Below are 16,614 nucleotides of genomic sequence, written 5' to 3' on the forward strand. Positions count from 1 at the left end.
AGAACTCGTGAAGGGAGACAGGGCGCAACGTGGCGCATGTCACATACGAGTCAGGGGGAACCAGGTCGGGTACTGTTTTCTTCGTGAATCTTTTCTTACAGCCGCGCCGCGGCGCCGCCATGCCCGCGGCGGGCAATGTGGATACCCTCGCCGTCACGGTGCACCTCCACCCCCGGAAGCGTCTGCAGATAGGCGATGAAACCGGACGGGTCACGCGCGTGGAAGCGTCCGCTGATCCGCGTCCCGGCCACCTGCGCATCGTCGATCAGCAGGGGCGGCTGGCCGTAGTGGTTGAAGCGCCGGGCGACGTCCGCCACGGGCGCATCGTGGAAATCGATCTCCGCGGGCAACCAGGCGAGGTCGCTCGACAGGTCCTCGTGCGGTTCCAGATGGGTGAGGCTGCCGTCGCTGGCCAGGGTGGCGTGTTCGCCGGCTTTGAGGTGGGCGACGACCTGGGGAGCGCTTTTCGCCGTCCACGACCATGGTCGGTCTTCGTGCGGCGCCATCACATCGACCTGCCCGCTCAGCACGATTACCTCGCCCGCACGGGGTGTGGCCGTGACCTGGAAAACGGTGCCGATGTCGCGGAGCGTGGTACGCCCCAGGGTCACCGTGAGCGGCGCGTAGGAACGGTGGCCCACGTCGAGCAGCATCGTTCCGTCGAGGACGGCGACGTCGCGGCGGGCGGCGTCCAGGTTCACGCGGATACGGCTGCCGCGATCGAGCTGGATGCGGCTGCCGTCGGCCAGGTCGATGCTGCGCACGGCATCGATCGGCGCGGTGTAGACGATGCCGGGCGGCGCGTCCTGCCGGGGCCATGTGGCAAGCACGACCCACGCGAGGGCGGTGGCCGTGGTTAACGCGCCAGCGATCCACGGCCAGCGACGCGTGCGTCTCGTGGCGTGGCGTGGCCGCGCGCGGCGGGCAGGGTCCACCGCACCCGGACGCAACACGACCACGGCCGGCTCGCAGGCGGCCTGCGCGACCAGGACCGACGCGGCGACCGGCTCGCGGGCGGCGGCCTCCTTCATGTCCTGGTCGAGCTGCACCGTAGCCATGTATTCGGCGACGTGCGCCGGCGAGTGGCGCAGCCAGTTCACGAAGGCGACGCGCGAGGCTTCGTCCAGGCCCTCGCGACTGGCAAGCAGCCACTGGCCGGCTTCCTCGGCGATACGCCGGGCCGCGAGCGTGGTCGGATCATGCATAACGCGCCATTCCTTGCCGGCATGCGGCCAGTCCCTTGACGATGTACTTCTTCACCATGTGCACCGACAGATCGAGCTGGTCGGCGATGTCGCGGTAACTCAGGTCGTCGCGGTAATGCAGCAGCATCACCGCCCGGCACTTCGGGGACAGCCTTTCCATCAGCGCCAGCAGTCGCTTGCTGCGCACATCGCGGTCCACGTCGGCTTCGGCATGGCACGGCGTCGCCAGGCGCTCCAGCAGGTCGTCGCGACCAACGTCCTCCCGCGCGCCCGGCTGGCGACCGCCCGCCCGCTGGCGGAGCAGGTTGGTGGCCACGGTGAACAGGTAGGCCTCCGGGTTGCGGATGCTCTCCGGGTCGGCGGACAGCAGGCGCAGGTAGGTCTCCTGGACCAGGTCCTGCGCATCCCAGGCATGGCCGGTACGGCTGCGGACGTAGCGATGCAGCGGCCCGTCCTGTTCGAGCAGGACGTGGGCCAGGCCGTTGGGGGAATCGGACATCGGACTCACAGGGGCGGAGCGGCGCGTGAGGCGGTTACGCCTCGGCAAAGCCTGGGAGGCTGAGCGTAGGTAGGGTTGGTTACCGGGATATGACGTTGGAGCGGACGTTACGGCAGCTACGGAAATGACGTCTTCGCGTAGATGCCCGGCAGCATGGAAGCGAGGTCGTCACCATCGACACAAAGCTTCAGGCAGGATGGCTTCAGGCCTGACGATTCGCCGTAGACCAAGTTGAAATAGGGCCGGTGCGAAGACTGCTGCGCGTACACAGCCAGAAACGACTCGTCGTGAACGGCAGCATCTGCCAGGCGGAATGCATCGGCCAGCTCGCTGGCTGCGCCAGCCTCTTCAACAGGGGCGTCCGACAGGCCACAGACGTGAACCGCCTCGGCAAGAAGCGCAGGCAAGCTCGATGCGTCGCACCGGAATAGCGGAGATTCATCGACACCCCCATGCACCACGACCGTATATCTGCCTGACACATCGCGATAGCCGTCGATCTTTATAAGGACGGGGTTGCCCAACCTTGCCATACCGCAAAGTACCGGCACGAGCCGAGCGACCTCCTGCCATTCGGAGGCCGTCATGTTCCGTCGGTTTTCATAGGTAAGGCTCATGAAGCTGTCCGTCATGCATGCCAGGGTCGAGGATCAAAGGGTACTGCTGCCCGCATGGTACGCACTGCAATCACCTACATGCCGAACCCGCCGTCGCTCGCACGGCGCGGTGCCGCCTCCTCGGCAATGCGTGAAGAAGCCATTTTTCAGAATCGTTCTATCGCCACCGGAACCCGACACGCCTAACGTGGAGATCACGCCAGCCATCGGTCGGCCTACGGAAACCAAGCCCATGAAGCAGGGCCATCACCCTCACTCGGCGGTGCGCGACGGCACACCGGTTTTTGTTACGCGGGCGGCGCCCGCTCTGACCATCCGGCAGTGGCCGGTGGGCGATCGGCCGCGCGAGCGCCTGCATGCCCACGGCGCAGCCGCGCTGTCCGACGCAGAGCTGCTGGCGGTCGTGCTGGGCAACGGCGTGCCCGGGCGCGATGCCGTCGCCACCGGCCGGGCGTTGCTGGCGCAGGCGGGCAGCCTGGGGCGACTGCTGGCGGACCCGGACCACCTGCCCAGGCTGGCCGGTGTCGGGCCGGCCAAGCGCGCGCGGCTGGTGGCTACGATCGAACTGGCACGCCGGTCGCTACGCGAGAAGCTGGCCGACCTCCCGGCCATCACCTCACCCGAGGACAGCGCGGACTACCTCACGGCCCGACTGAGGCACCTGCCCTACGAGGTGTTCGCCTGCCTGTTCCTGGACAGTCGTCATCGGGTGCTCGGGTACGAGGAGCTGTTCCGCGGAACGCTGGACGGCGCCAGCGTCTACCCACGGGAGGTGGTGCGTGCCTGCCTGCGTTACCACGCCGGTGCCGTGATCCTCGCCCATAATCACCCCTCGGGCGCCGCCGAACCCAGCCGGGCAGACTGCGAGATCACCCGTGTGCTGGTGAACGCCCTGGCGCTGATGGATATCCGGGTGCTGGATCACCTGGTCATCGGCCAGGGTGCCCCGGTGTCGATGGCCGCCGCCGGGCTGTTGTAGGCCGGACGGCAGGCAAAAAAAACGGCGCGAGTGCCGCTCGCGCCGTTGGGGGGTCACCACTTCGAGGGAGGGGCGCGGTGAGCCCGTGTGCCTTGGGCCGGGGAGACGCCGGGGCACGGAAAGAAGTGTGGCCAATGGCGATGACAACGACATGACGACCGGCCATACGGCCCGTGACGACGCGCCGGGGCACTTGCGCGATTCGACTTATGCACATTCCGAAGAATTGCCACTTGGACGTCACACTTGCTGTCCTGGCACAGGAGAGTGATTCAACCAATTGTTTTGGATGGTCTTTTCTTGTTACGCAAACGTGTCAGACGGCCGTCATGGCCTTATGGCATGCCGTCAGCACTTATTGCCCACAGACTTATCCACAGGCTGGTGCAGGCCGACGGCGATCCCCGCGACCGGGTTTCGTGCCCCTTCTGATAGGATTGCCGGTTCCATATCCGCATCGCCCATCCCGTGAAAGCACAGCTTAAACAACTCGTCCTGCAGGCCATCGGGGCCATGCGGGAGTCCGGCAAGCTGCCGTCCGACTTCGTCGCACCGACGTTCGTGATCGAACGCACGCGCAGCCGCGAGCACGGCGATTTCGCGACCAATGTCGCGATGATGATGGCCAAGGCGGCCGGCCGTAAGCCCCGCGACCTGGCGACCGATCTGGTCGACTCGCTGCCGGTGTCGCCGCTGGTCGGCAAGGTCGAGATCGCCGGGCCCGGGTTCGTCAACTTCTTCCTGGCCCCGGCGGCCTTCCATGCCGAGATCGACAAGGCCCTGGCCGAAGGCGACCGCTACGGCCACAACCGCGATGGTGGCGGCCGCACGGCTGGCGTGGAGTTCGTCTCGGCCAATCCGACCGGCCCCCTGCATGTCGGCCACGGCCGCGCGGCGGCCATCGGCGACAGCCTCAGCCGCTTGCTGGCCGCCAGCGGCTGGAAAGTGTTCCGAGAGTTCTACTACAACGACGCGGGCGTACAGATCGCCAACCTGGCGCTGTCCACGCAGGCGCGCGCCCGGGGCATTGCCCCGGATGAGGCCGGCTGGCCGGAGTCCGGCTACCGCGGCGACTACATCGCCGAAGTGGCGCGGGCCTTCCTGGCCCGGGAGTCGGTCGAGGCCGATGGCGAGACCGTCACCGCCAGTGGCGATGCGGACAGCCTGGACGATATCCGCCGTTTCGCCGTGGCCTACCTGCGCCACGAGCAGGACCTGGACCTGAAGGCGTTCGGCGTCGGCTTCGACGTCTATTTCCTGGAGTCGTCGCTCTACAGCGAGGGCAAGGTCGACGAGACCGTGAAGGAACTGGTCGCACACGGCCATACCTACGAGGAAGGCGGCGCGCTCTGGTTGCGCTCGACGGACTTCGGTGACGACAAGGACCGCGTCATGCGCAAGTCCGATGGCACGTTCACCTACTTCCTGCCGGACGTGGCTTACCACCGCACCAAGTGGCAGCGCGGCTACGAGCGCGCCATCACCGAGCTGGGTTCCGATCACCATGGCTCGCTGGCCCGCGTGAAAGCCGGCCTGCAGGCGCTCGACACGGGCATCCCGAAGCACTGGCCCGAGTACGTGCTGCACCAGATGGTGACGGTGATGCGCGGCGGCGAAGAGGTGAAGATCTCCAAGCGCGCCGGCTCCTACGTCACCCTGCGCGACCTCATCGACGAGGCCGGGCGCGACGCCACGCGTTACTTCCTGATCGCCCGCAAGGCCGACTCGCAGCTGGTCTTCGATATCGACCTGGCGCGCTCGCAGAGCAACGACAACCCGGTCTATTACATCCAGTACGCGCATGCCCGCGCCTGCCGCGTCTTCCGCGAACTGGCCGATCGTGGCCTGTCGACGGATCGGGGCAACGGGCTGGCGAAGCTCGACCTGCTCGCCACCGAGCACGAGTCGGCACTGATGGTCGAACTGTCCCGGTACCCGGAGATGGTCGAGTCCGCGGCGGCCAACCTGGAACCGCACCTGATCGCGCAATACCTGCGCGAGCTTGCCGGCGCGCTGCACAGCTACTATCACGAGCACAAGTGGATCGTGGACGACGCCGACCTGCGCGACGCCCGCCTCGCCCTGGTGGCGGCAACACAGCAGGTGCTGCGCAACGGCCTGGATCTGCTGGGCATTTCCGCCCCGGAGAGCATGTAATGGCGACACGCAAGAAGGCGACGAAGGGCCGTCAGGCCGTCCGCAACGGTTCCAGCGGCATGCCCGGCTGGGGCTGGGCACTGATCGGCATCCTGGCCGGCGCACTGCTGATGGCCTTCGCGATGCGCGGTACTCTGATCCCCATGATGCAGAAGCAGCAGGGGCCGGCGCCGAATCCCGAGGCCACCGCCCAGAAGGGCAGCGATCCGGGCGTGGTCGAGCAGACCGCGCCGGAGAAGCCCAAGAAGCCGTCGTACGACTTCTACTCCGTGCTGTCGGAGAAGGAAGTCCGCATTCCGGATGCGGAGATCCGCGCACAGGCGAGCGCCGAAGCCCAGCAGCAGAAGCAACAGCAGCAGTTGCAGGCCACGCAGCAGGCGCAGGCCCAGCAGGCCGCCGCCGCGCAACAGCAGCAGGCACAGGCGCAACAGGCCGCGGCGAACCTGCCGAAGGCCGCCACGCAGACCGTGACCGCCGTTCCCGCCCAGCCGGCCGCGCCCGCAGCGTCGGGCGGTTCCGGGTACCTGTTGCAGGTGGGCGCGTTCCCGAGCGCGGCCGACGCCGAAGCCCTGAAGGCCAAGCTGGCCCTGCAGGGGTTCGTCGCCAACGTGCAGTCGGTAAAGGTCGGCGCCCAGACCTACAACCGCGTGCGCCTGGGGCCGTTCAAGTCGGCGACCGACCTGGAAGGCACCAAGCAGCGGTTGCAGTCGGCGGGGATCAGCGCCATTGCCTTGAAGGAAGGCAGCTAAACCCCGCAAGCCATGACGGGTAACGCCCCTTACTTCGGGGCGTCCTTGCCGACGGTCTCCGCCAGATAGGTGTAGCCGGTCAGGCCCTTGTCCAGCGATGCCGACAACACCTCCGCTTCTTCGCCGGTAATGCCGGCGGCCGCAAGACGGTCGGCGTAGGACTGGCGCAGCTGCTTCAGGTCGTAGCCGACGTAATCGAGCATCAGATCCGTGGTGTCGCCATGACGGATGTGGTCGAACTCGTAGCCGCCCGCGGTGGCACGGACGTTGACGGCATCGGTATCGCCGAACAGGTTGTGGATGTCGCCCAGGGTCTCCTGGTAGGCGCCGACCATGAAGATACCCAGGCGATAGGACTGGTCGTCCCGCAGCGCGTGCAGCGGCAGGCTGACGTCCACGCCTTCGGCATCCACGTAGTGGTCGATACGGCCGTCCGAGTCGCAGGTGAGATCGGCGATGACGCCGCGCCGCGTCGGTTCCTCGTCCAGGCGTGAGATCGGCACGATCGGGAAGATCTGGTCGATCGCCCAGATATCCGGCACCGACTCGAACACCGAGAAATTGACGAAGTACTTGTCGACCAGCTTCTCGTCCAGGTCGTCCAGCGCCTGGCGATGGGCACGCTCTGCCGGCAGCAGGCGCGGACGTACGGCATTGGCGATGGCGTAGAACAGGTCGTCCAGCTTCGCGCGGTCACGCAGGTCCAGCTGGCCCAGTGCATACAGCGCCTGGCCTTCGGCGAAATGGTGCTGCGCCTCATGGAACAGCTCCAGCGGCGGGCGGGTATCCAGTTCGGCATGGGTCTCGCGCAGGTGGCGCAGCACCGTGGGCTCGTCCGCGCGCGGTTCGGGTATGGCGCCTTCCGGTACGGGCTCCACTTCCGACACGTTCACCACCATCACGGCGTGATGGGCGGTCATGGCGCGACCGGACTCGGTGAAGATGGTCGGCGCCGGCATGCCGTGTTCGGCCACGGCCTCGGCCAGCGGCTGGACGATGCTGGCGGCGTACTGGCCCAGGCTGTAGTTGATCGAGTTGTAGCTGCGCGAGCGCGTGCCCTCGTAGTCCACGCCTAGGCCACCGCCGACATCGACCACGTCGATGGGCACGCCCAGCCGGTGCAGTTCGACGAAGTAACGCACCGCTTCGCGCATGCCGGCGGCTATATCGCGCACGTTGGAGATCTGCGAGCCCATGTGGAAATGCTGCAGCTTCAGCGTGTGCTTGAGGCCCGCGGCCTCCAGGCGCTCGATCAGCTCCAGCACCTGGCCGGGGCTGAGGCCGAACTTGCCCTTGTCGCCACCGGTGTTCTGCCACTTGCCGGCGCCGATCGAGGCCAGGCGCACGCGCACGCCGAGCAGCGGCTCGACATCCAGTGCCTTCGCCTCGGCGAACACGTGGTCGAGCTCCGACAGCTTCTCGATCACGATATGCACGCGCAGGCCCAGCTTGCGGCCGATCAGGGCGAGGCGGACGTATTCGCGATCCTTGTAGCCATTGCAGACCACCATGCTGCCGGGGCGGGCGTAGGCCAGCACCGCCATCAGCTCGGGCTTGGAACCGGCCTCGAGGCCGAAGCCTTCCTCGCCCGCCGCGACCAGTTCACTGACCACGCCGCGCTGCTGGTTGACCTTGATCGGGTAGATCGCCGTGTAGGAGCCGGCGTAGTCCACATCGTCGATCGCCTTGGCGAAGGCTTCCTGCAAGCGGGCGAGGCGGTCGGCGAGGATGTCCGGGAAACGGACGAGCAGCGGCAGCCGCAGTCCTTCGGCCGTCGCCTGTTCGACGATGGCGGGCAGGTCGAGGGTCGGGCCCTCGTCGCCACGCGGGCGCATCTGCAGGTGGCCGTTGGCCGCGACGTCGACATAGCCATTGCTCCAGTGCGGGATGGCGTAGGTCAGCTTCGCGCGTTCGGTGGTCCAGTTCGTCATGGTGGCGACGATCTCCAAGTGATTGTGTCGTGTCCCCGTGGGGGGCGCGGAACAGTCGCAGCGGCGAACCTTGACCTGAAGCGGGTCTGGCGACCGGGAGCCTCGCACGCCGCGGGGCCGACCAGACTGGGCCCGCCCCGCCGGTTAGGGCGGGACAGACCTCCTAGTGTAACGGCGCCGGATGACATCCGTGTATCGCGCCTACCGGCCTGGCAGGGCGGCGACTTGGCCGATTTCGGGCCGGGAGCCGGTACAATCCCTGATTTGGCCCCCTACCTCCTTTCAGGATTCGAGTCATGTCGCAACAGCAGCTCACCTGGTTCACCGAAGCCCATCAGGCATCGGGCTCTTCCATCGGTTTCCGCGTCGAGCGCCTGCTGCACGCCGAAAAGACCGAATTCCAGACCATCGAGATCTACCAGACGACCGACTGGGGCAATCTGATGGTGATCGACGGCTGCGTCATGCTGACCAGCCGCGACAACTTCCTGTACCACGAGATGATGACCCACCCGGCGCTGTTCACGCATGCGCGGGCCAAGCGCGTGGTGATCATCGGCGGCGGCGACTGCGGCACGCTGCGCGAGGTGCTCAAGCACGAGGAAGTGGAGAAGGCCACGCAGGTGGAGATCGACGAGCGCGTCACCCGCCTCGCCGAGGAATACTTCCCCGAACTGTGCGAGTCCAACGGCGATCCGCGCGCCGAGCTGCTCTTCATCGACGGCATCAAGTACATGGCCGAGGCGGACCCGGAATCCATCGACCTGATCATCGTCGACTCCACTGATCCGGTCGGCCCCGCCGAAGGCCTGTTCAACGCCGCCTTCTACACCAGCTGCTACAAGGCACTGCGTCACGGCGGCATCCTGGTGCAGCAGTCGGAGTCGCCGCTGGCGCACATCGAGCTGATCAAGGCCATGCGTTCGGCCATGCGTACGTCGGGCTTCAAGGCCGTGCGCACCCTGCCCTTCCCGCAGCCGTGCTACCCCACCGGCTGGTGGAGCTGCACCATGGCGCGCAAGGACGGCGACCTGTCCGGTTTCCGCGAGCGCGGCGCCATCAGCAAGGGCTTCCCCACGAAGTACTACAACGCCGACATCCACAAGGGCGCCCTGGCCCAGCCCGAGTTCATGCGCGAGCAGCTGGGCGACTGAACGCCGCCGATCAACGGCGCCGGGCGATCAACGACGCTGGATGATTGACACCGCTGGACGGCTAACAACGCTGGATGTTGATGTAGGAGCGCACGATGTGCGCGACATGTTTTGAGGCCGAACCCGGGAGCTGGCGCGCCAGCCCCTAGGTTTCGCGAAAACATGTCGCGCACATCGTGCGCTCCTACAACGTTTCGGGCGTTCGGACGTTGCCGTCCGATACGGGACTACTGCTCGACCTTGGCCGGCTCCCAGCCGGCCGGTGCTTCCGCCGGCATGCCGTACGTGCGCAGCGCGGCCAGCACCACGCTCATTTCCGTGCCGCCGCTGCGGGCCAGCGAGAGCAGCTTCTGTGCCGTGGCCTTGTCACCCTGGGCCTGGATGTTGAGCTGGGCGAAACGCTGCATCTGCCAGATCAGGTTCATCCGCGCGGTTTTCGCGGACTGCTGGTCGGCGGTATCCGTCGACAGGGTCTCGCGCAGGTGCAGGCCCAGTGAGCGGCCCAGCGGGCTGCTACCCCATTCCAGCACCTTGGCCAGCTTCAGGCAGTCGCCCACGATGCCGGCGTCGGCCTTGTTGTCTTCGCAGTACTTGGCCGTGACCTGGAAGCCGGGCAACGGCTGCGAGCTGGCCAGTCCGTAGACGATGACCATCTGCACGCCAGCCGCGCCGGCACCCTGCAACGGGTTGAACGTATCCGCGGGAGGCGGCAGCTGGCTGACCGAGTTGGCCAGCGCCTTGAGGCTGGAGCCGAGGTAGTCGTCGTAGAGCTTGGCATTGGCGGCGCGGGTGAGGTCGCTGCGCACGTCCTTGCTCGCGCCGTTGTGCTCGTCCACGCCGAGCTTGAGCAGCCACACGGCGGCGTTGTCCGGCGCCTGCTTCTGCAGGGTGGCCAGGGCTTCCGTGTTCGGGCAGGCGCCGGCCTTCGCATCGCAGTCGGCCAGCAGGGCCCAGGTGACGGCCGGGCCGGCGTCCGCGTTACGCGACGCGCGCTCCAGCAGGGCGTGATAGCTGAGCACGGCGGGCGGGTTGGTCAGCGGACGCGCCAGCAGGGCCGCGCCCAGCAGGGGCTCGGCTTCGGTACGCAGTGCCAGCACGCTGGCCAGGTCTTTCTGGAACTGCAGCAAGGCCTTGGTCTGGTCTTTCTGCACCGCGGGCCCCTTGACGGGACCTTGCGCGGGGCCCTGGGCACCCGCCCATGGCGTTGCCGCGAAAGCCGGCAGCGAGAGCAGGCCCGCAAGGGCCAGGGTCAGCACGCGACATCCGCGCATCAGCCATCTCCATGAAATAAAACGACAAGAATACGGTTCGACCATGAACGCAGCCTGCGCCGTTTCGGCCCGGTCGACGACGGACATTGCTACCATCGGCCTCCGATGCGGGGGGACCGCCGATCTCATGTCAGCATGACCGCTGCACAATCCTGCGATAGAACAGGAGTTTACGATGGACCAATTCGCACTCTTCGCCAGCGAACGCGCTGGCTTCTTTGTTGGCTGGGGCACACTTTCCCTTATCAACGCTGGCCTGGCCCAAGGCAAGAACCGTGGTGGCCTGGCCTGGTGGCTACTGTCGCTGTTCCTCGGACCGATCGCCACGCTGATCCTCGTGGTCATGCCCAAGGTCCGCAATAAACTGTTCTGATCGCCCTTGCCTGTGGCCCACGGGTGTGTAGGCTAGGGAACAGCCCAAAGCAGGTGCGCGCAAATGCTTACGACGCTCGTGGCAAGCAGCAAGGGGGGTTGCGGCAAGACCACACTGGTTACCCAGCTCGCCACCCATTGGGCCCAGTCCGGCAAGCAGACCGCCATCATCGATGCGGATCGACAGCAGTCCAGCCTGCGCTGGACCGCCCGGCGGCCGGAAAACGTACCGGCCGTCACCGCCGTCGAAGGCAGCCGCAAGGCCTTCGATCGCCTGCCCGAGACCATCCAGCGGGTGATCGTCGACACCCCCGCCGGGGTCACCGAGAAGGACCTCGAACCCTACCTGGACAAGGCCGACGTCATCCTGGTGCCGGTGCTGCCCTCGCATTTCGACCTCGATGCCACCCTCGACTTCCTGGCCGTGCTCCGCGCGATCCCGCGGGTGAAGCGCGGCAAGCTGCCGGTGGGCCTCGTGGGCAATCGCCTCAAGCCGTGGACCAACGCCAGCCAGGCCGCCATCGCCGAGCTGGGCGAACGCGCGCCGTTTCCCGTCGTGGCGGAACTTCGCGACTCGCAGGCGTACGTCTTGCTCACAGCGCTCGGTAAGGGCATCTTCGATTACCACTCGGAAAACGTACGCGGACACCAGGACGACTGGGGGAAGCTGCTGCGCTGGATCAAGCGGAGCACCTGAGCCGACTGGGACGCGTCATGACCTGCCACACACGTGGCCTAGCGGAGGACGGTACCCATGCACGAACTCATCCTGTTGCGCCATGCCGAGGCGGAGCCCGGCACCGACGGCAAGGACGACCGCGAGCGAAAACTGACCGAGCACGGCCGCAACGAAGCGCGCGCCGCAGGCGAATGGCTGGCCAGCCACGGCGTGAAGTACGACCGCATCCTCTGCTCCCCCGCGGAGCGCACCAGGGAAACCGCCGCCCTGGCGCTCGGCCAGGTCGAGCCCTCCTACGAGGCAGGCATCTACGACGCGACGCCGGGCGACCTCTACGACCTGCTGGACCAGCAAGCCGACGTGGAACGCGTGGTCCTGGTCGGGCACAACCCCGGCATTGAACAACTGGTCGCCTTTCTTGTCGAAGGCAGGTCAGAGGATTACCGCGGCATGCCGCCGGGTGGCATGGCCCGACTGGTATTCAGTGGTGGACTGGAACCGGGCAAGGCCAAACTCGAGACCTTCTGGTCCCCTCCCAACTGAGTCCCATGAATGCGCCACCTGCTCTGGGCGATCGCCTTGCTGCTGTCGACGATGCCGGTGTCGGCCGCCGACCTGCGGATCGACCCGACCCGTTCGAGGGCCGAGTTCAGCGTTCGCCTGCTGTGGGTGAGCACGGTCGCCGGCAGCTTCGAAAATATCCGGGGTGAGCTGGCCATCGACCATGAGGCGCGCACGGCCATCGTGCGCGCCGACCTGGCCACCGAAAGCATCACCATGGAATCGGCCCGACTGCGGCGCTGGGTGCTGGCGCCGGAATTCTTCGACGCGGTGCATTACCCGCAGATCCAATTCGTGTCCGAGCCGTTGCCGCTGGACCTCATCAGCCAGGGCGGCGACGTGAAGGGCCAGCTGACCATGCGCGGCATCACCCGTCCCGCGACCTTCCACCTCCAGGCCAACCGCTGCCCGCCGGACGCGCTGGCCGGTTGCGTGCTCCAGCTGCAAGGCATGATCGACCGCACCGACTTCGAGATGCGCGGGCGCCGGGGTGCGCTGTCCGACCGGGTGAACCTCGGCATGGCGATCGTCCTCAGCCCGCCCTGACAGGCACTCACGTCGCGTTGTGACGGGTCACCTATGATCCCCGCCATGCGACGCCACCACCTACTCTTTCTCATCATCGCCGTCCTGGCGGTTTCGGGCTGTTCGCTGTCCGCGCAGCGCATCCGGAAGGCCGATGCCGTGGTCGCGCTGACGGTGGACCGGCAGAGCAGTTGCGTCCAGGCGGAGCACTGCGCCGCGCCGTCCACCCTGGTGGACGCGGCCCGGGAAGCGGACGCGGCATCCACCGACACGCGGCCGGTGCACGTGGCCACGCTGCTGGAAGACGGCGAGACCGCCATGGCCGCGCGCATCAACCTGATCCGCGCGGCAACGCAGACCATCGACGTGCAGACCTACATCTGGGAGCAAGACGACGCGGGCAAGCTGGTCCTCGACGAACTGGTCCGGGCGGCTCGCCGCGGCGTCCGCGTGCGCATCCTGGCCGACCAGCTGTTCTCCTTCCGCGATGCCGGCCTGCTGGCCGGGCTGGCGCGCGCCAGCGACCACCTCGAGATCCGCCTTTACAACCCCACCTTCCACAGCGCGCACACCACACCGATGGCCTTCGCGGCAGGCATCGTGTGCTGCTTCTTCAAGTTCAACCAGCGCATGCACAACAAGCTGATCGTGGTGGACGACGTCATCGGCATCACTGGCGGCCGCAACTACGAGGATCGCTATTTCGACTGGGACGGCACGTTCGACTACGTGGACCGCGACGTCATGATCGGCGGCCCCGCCGCCCGGGCCATGGGCGCCAGCTTCGCCCAGTTCTGGAACCACAAGCGTGCCGTGCAGCTCACGCATCTGCGCGACGTCAACAAGGAACTGGTGCGCGACACCGACGACCCGCGCCATTGGACCACGCCGACCTACGAGCACCCCGAGCGCGTGGTCGACATCGTCGCCGATGCGGAAAACCCCGAGTGGATCGCCGACCGTATCCAGCGCGACACGTTGCGCATGAACCGCGTCGAATACCTGTCCGACCTGCCCGGCAAGACCGACGAGCCGAAACGGCGCGAGGCGCGTGCGCTCACCCGCCACATCATGGGCCTGGTGCGTAACGCGCACAGCGAGGTGATCCTGCAGACGCCGTACCTGGTGATGAGCAAGCCGGCGAAGAAGATCTTCAGCACGCTGCAACGCAAGCCGTCACCCCCGCGCGTGGTGGTCTCGACCAATTCGCTGGCCTCCACCGATGCGTTCGCGGTGTATGCCATGTCATACAAGCATCGCAAGCGTTACCTGATCGACTACGGCTTCGAGATCTACGAGATGAAGCCGCACCCGGCCAATGGCGATCCCGACGCACGGGAATGGCAGACCGGCGAGGAACCGTCGCCCCCCCTGCTGACCGCCAGCGGGAGCGGCAGCGGCGCCAGCAAGTCGGGACGGCGCAGTGGCCGCCGTGCGTTGCCCGAGGCGGCGCCCTCGGAATCCGCCGGCTTCATGGCCTTCGGCGGTCGCCGTCCGCACCAGGGGCCGCGATCCCGCCCGGCACCGCTGCTGACCGAGGGCGTGCGCTTCGGGCTGCACGCCAAGTCGATCGTGGTGGACGACACCTTCGCCATGGTCGGCACGCACAACTTCGACCCGCGCTCGGACCACTACAACACCGAATCGGGCGTGATCATCTACGACAAGCGTTTTTCCGACCGCCTGCGCGACTCGATCATGCAGGACATCCGCCCGGAGAACGCCTGGTCGATCGGTCCGCGACAGAAAACCATCCCCGTGCTGTCGTCGGTCAACGAATTCATCGGCGACGTCTCCGAGCGCCTGCCGTTCTTCGATCTGTGGCCGTTCCGCTATGCCACCAGCTACCAGCTCAAGCCCGGCTGCATCCCGATGCGCTGGAAAGACCCGCGCTTCTTCGACTGCTACGAGGCCGTGGGCGACTTTCCCGAAGTGGACGTGTCGCTGAAGCTGATCTACACGCGCATGATCACGGCCTTCGGCTCATCGGCCGCGGGCATCCTTTGATGGACTGCCGCTGAGGATCAGTCGGGGCGGGTGAGCTCGAAGCGCACCGGCAGGTCGGCGGTATAGCGCGGCCCGCGGTCTTCCGCGCTGGCGAAGCGCCAGTTGCGCACGGCCTCTTCGGCGGCGCGATCCAGGTCCGTGTCGCCACTGGAACGTCCCACGGCGACATCCGCCACGCCACCCTCCGGCGTCACCGTGACACTGAGGACCACCTGGCCCTCGCGGTGTGCACGCAAGGCCGACATCGGATAGCGCGGCGACGGGGTGTAGACGGGTACCAGGTCGTTCGGTGCCTGCCGGGGCGTCGCCGCGACGCGCGGGGCGGACGGCCGGACAACCGGCGCAGCACGGGACCGCTCCCGCAACGAACGGTTCTCCGTGACGGCATCCGCCGCATCGGTGCGTGCCGACCGGGCCGCCGGCCGCGGCAGGCCATGGCCCGTGCCGGGCATCACGATTTCCGCGAACGGCCGCGTGGCCGGCGCCCGTTCGTAGGTCAGGGCGGTGAGCCAGCTGGTGCCGGCAATGCCGATGACGAGCCCGAGGGCGCTGAGGGACGTGCTGGTACGAAGTGCGAGCATGCGGTCTCGGGAACGGACAGGATCAGGGACGTTCGAGGATCGCCGTGACGCCCATGCCGCCTGCGGTACAGATGGAGATCAGGCCACGGCCCGAACCCTTCTTTTCCAGCATCTTCGCCAGGGTGGCGACGATGCGTGCCCCCGTGGCCGCGAACGGGTGACCGGACGCGAGGCTGGAGCCGTTGACGTTGAGCTTGGCCGGATCGATCGAACCCAGCGGACCGTCGAGGCCCAGCCGGGTACGGCAATAGTCGTCGTTCTCCCATGCACGCAATGTGCACAGCACCTGGGCAGCGAACGCCTCGTGGATCTCGTAGAAGTCGAAATCCTGCAAGGTCAGCCCCGCCCGCTTGAGCATGCGCGGCACCGCCACGGTCGGGGCCATCAGCAGGCCCTCGCCGTGGACGAAATCCACCGCCGATACTTCCGCATGCGTGAAATAGGCCTGGATGGACAGGCCGCGGGCCGCGGCCCACTCGTCGCTGGCCAGCAGCACCGCGGCGGCGCCATCGGACAGGCCCGTGGAATTGCCGGCCGTGAGCGTGCCCTGGCCCGAGGTCTTGTCGAACGCCGGCTTGAGCGAGCCGAGTTTTTCGAGGGTGGAATCCGCACGGAGGAAGCCGTCGCGCTTGAGGCCACGGAACGGCACCACGAGGTCGTCCAGCAGGCCGGAGTCATAGGCGGCGGCCAGGTTGCGGTGACTGGCCAGGGCCAGTTCGTCCTGCTCCACGCGGCCGATCTTCCAGGTTTTCGCCATCTGCTCGCAGTGGTCGCCCATGGACTTGCCGGTACGCGGCTCGGCCACCCCGGGGAACGAGGGCTTGAGTTCCTTGAGCGAGAAGCCGCGGGTGGCGGCCTGCAGTTTTTCCTTCAGCGAGCGGGCGCGGTTGAGCGCCAGCAGACGCTTGCGCAGCTTCTGCCCGTAGACGATGGGGACGTCGCTGGTGGTGTCCGAGCCCCCAGCGATGCCGGCCTCGATCTGGCCCGTGGCGATCTTGTTGGCGATCGCGATGGCGTTGTCCAGCGAGGTGCCGCAGGCGCGCGCCGAGGTGATGCCCGGGGTGGTCGGCGCCAGGCCGGACGAGAGCAGCGCTTCACGCGCCAGGTTCCAGTCCGACGAGTGGCGGATGACCGCACCCATGGCCACTTCGCCCAGTTCCACGCCATGCAGGCCGAACTTCTCGACCAGGGCACCCAGCACCTTCACCGACATTCCGAAATTGCCGACATCGGCGTAGGCGGTGTTGTTGCGGCAGAAAGGAATGCGGACGCCGCCGACCACACCCACACGCTTTTGCGTCTTTTCCATGCTTTATGAAGGACCGGA

General features: G+C 67.0%; 16 protein-coding genes. 9 read left to right on the forward strand and 7 right to left on the reverse strand.

Annotated features, from left to right (window positions below):
- Window positions 1-95: 95 nt before the first annotated feature.
- From ACVKN3_RS17030 to ACVKN3_RS17040, 3 genes are all read right to left on the reverse strand, one after another.
- Window positions 96-1,205, reverse strand: a complete 1,110-nt coding sequence (locus ACVKN3_RS17030) for a FecR family protein (RefSeq protein WP_354516739.1) — start codon at window positions 1,203-1,205, stop codon at window positions 96-98.
- Window positions 1,198-1,704 (reverse strand): RNA polymerase sigma factor, encoded by a 507-nt coding sequence (locus ACVKN3_RS17035; RefSeq protein WP_354516741.1) that lies wholly within the window; start codon window positions 1,702-1,704, stop codon window positions 1,198-1,200. Before ACVKN3_RS17035 ends, ACVKN3_RS17030 begins: the two co-directional genes overlap by 8 nt.
- 116 nt (window positions 1,705-1,820) lie before the next feature.
- The gene (locus ACVKN3_RS17040) at window positions 1,821-2,321 is read right to left on the reverse strand and encodes a hypothetical protein (protein ID WP_354516743.1); all 501 of its coding nucleotides are present in this window, start codon (window positions 2,319-2,321) and stop codon (window positions 1,821-1,823) included.
- 307 nt (window positions 2,322-2,628) lie between these two features.
- On the opposite strand from ACVKN3_RS17040, the gene radC reads away from it, so the two are divergent.
- The 3 genes from radC to ACVKN3_RS17055 all read left to right on the forward strand — a co-directional run bounded on the left by radC (window position 2,629) and on the right by ACVKN3_RS17055 (window position 6,206).
- A complete protein-coding gene (gene radC / locus ACVKN3_RS17045; protein ID WP_354516877.1) occupies window positions 2,629-3,300 on the forward strand; it encodes a RadC family protein in 672 nt (223 codons plus the stop codon).
- A gap of 468 nt (window positions 3,301-3,768) precedes the next feature.
- The gene (argS, locus tag ACVKN3_RS17050; RefSeq protein ID WP_354516745.1) at window positions 3,769-5,457 is read left to right on the forward strand and encodes an arginine--tRNA ligase; all 1,689 of its coding nucleotides are present in this window, start codon (window positions 3,769-3,771) and stop codon (window positions 5,455-5,457) included.
- Window positions 5,457-6,206 carry an SPOR domain-containing protein gene (locus ACVKN3_RS17055; protein WP_285403226.1) on the forward strand — a complete coding sequence of 250 codons (750 nt, stop codon included), beginning with the start codon at window positions 5,457-5,459 and terminating at the stop codon, window positions 6,204-6,206. Before argS ends, ACVKN3_RS17055 begins: the two co-directional genes overlap by 1 nt.
- Window positions 6,207-6,235: 29 nt before the next feature.
- On the opposite strand, the gene speA is transcribed toward ACVKN3_RS17055, so the two are convergent.
- Window positions 6,236-8,137 carry an arginine decarboxylase gene (speA, locus tag ACVKN3_RS17060; protein ID WP_285403228.1) on the reverse strand — a complete coding sequence of 634 codons (1,902 nt, stop codon included), beginning with the start codon at window positions 8,135-8,137 and terminating at the stop codon, window positions 6,236-6,238.
- A 296-nt stretch (window positions 8,138-8,433) separates the two neighbouring features.
- Between speA and speE the strand changes: the two genes are divergently transcribed.
- Entirely contained in the window at window positions 8,434-9,291 is an 858-nt protein-coding gene (gene speE / locus ACVKN3_RS17065) for a polyamine aminopropyltransferase (protein WP_036139019.1), read from the forward strand.
- Between the two features lie 227 nt (window positions 9,292-9,518).
- Here speE and ACVKN3_RS17070 read toward each other — a convergent pair whose 3' ends face one another.
- Entirely contained in the window at window positions 9,519-10,562 is a 1,044-nt protein-coding gene (locus ACVKN3_RS17070; protein ID WP_285403231.1) for a hypothetical protein, read from the reverse strand.
- Between the two features lie 175 nt (window positions 10,563-10,737).
- On the opposite strand from ACVKN3_RS17070, the gene ACVKN3_RS17075 reads away from it, so the two are divergent.
- The 5 genes from ACVKN3_RS17075 to ACVKN3_RS17095 all read left to right on the forward strand — a co-directional run bounded on the left by ACVKN3_RS17075 (window position 10,738) and on the right by ACVKN3_RS17095 (window position 14,706).
- Complete coding sequence (locus ACVKN3_RS17075) at window positions 10,738-10,935, forward strand: hypothetical protein (RefSeq protein WP_036139016.1); 198 nt, start codon at window positions 10,738-10,740, stop codon at window positions 10,933-10,935.
- Window positions 10,936-10,998: 63 nt separating this feature from the next.
- Window positions 10,999-11,631 (forward strand): ParA family protein, encoded by a 633-nt coding sequence (locus ACVKN3_RS17080; protein ID WP_285403234.1) that lies wholly within the window; start codon window positions 10,999-11,001, stop codon window positions 11,629-11,631.
- A 57-nt stretch (window positions 11,632-11,688) separates the two neighbouring features.
- Entirely contained in the window at window positions 11,689-12,156 is a 468-nt protein-coding gene (locus ACVKN3_RS17085; RefSeq protein WP_354516749.1) for a SixA phosphatase family protein, read from the forward strand.
- A 9-nt stretch (window positions 12,157-12,165) separates the two neighbouring features.
- The gene (locus ACVKN3_RS17090) at window positions 12,166-12,720 is read left to right on the forward strand and encodes a YceI family protein (RefSeq protein ID WP_354516751.1); all 555 of its coding nucleotides are present in this window, start codon (window positions 12,166-12,168) and stop codon (window positions 12,718-12,720) included.
- Between the two features lie 45 nt (window positions 12,721-12,765).
- A complete protein-coding gene (locus tag ACVKN3_RS17095; RefSeq protein WP_354516753.1) occupies window positions 12,766-14,706 on the forward strand; it encodes a phospholipase D family protein in 1,941 nt (646 codons plus the stop codon).
- 17 nt (window positions 14,707-14,723) lie between these two features.
- Here the strand turns inward: ACVKN3_RS17095 and ACVKN3_RS17100 are convergent, their stop codons facing one another.
- On the reverse strand, window positions 14,724-15,287 hold the full coding sequence (locus ACVKN3_RS17100; protein WP_354516755.1) for an energy transducer TonB: 564 nt from the start codon (window positions 15,285-15,287) through the stop codon (window positions 14,724-14,726).
- Between the two features lie 22 nt (window positions 15,288-15,309).
- Window positions 15,310-16,596, reverse strand: coding sequence for an acetyl-CoA C-acetyltransferase (locus ACVKN3_RS17105; protein ID WP_354516757.1), 1,287 nt, complete (start codon window positions 16,594-16,596; stop codon window positions 15,310-15,312).
- Window positions 16,597-16,614 lie beyond the last annotated feature (18 nt).

The sequence above is a fragment of the Luteibacter sp. PvP120 genome (genome assembly GCF_054055715.1).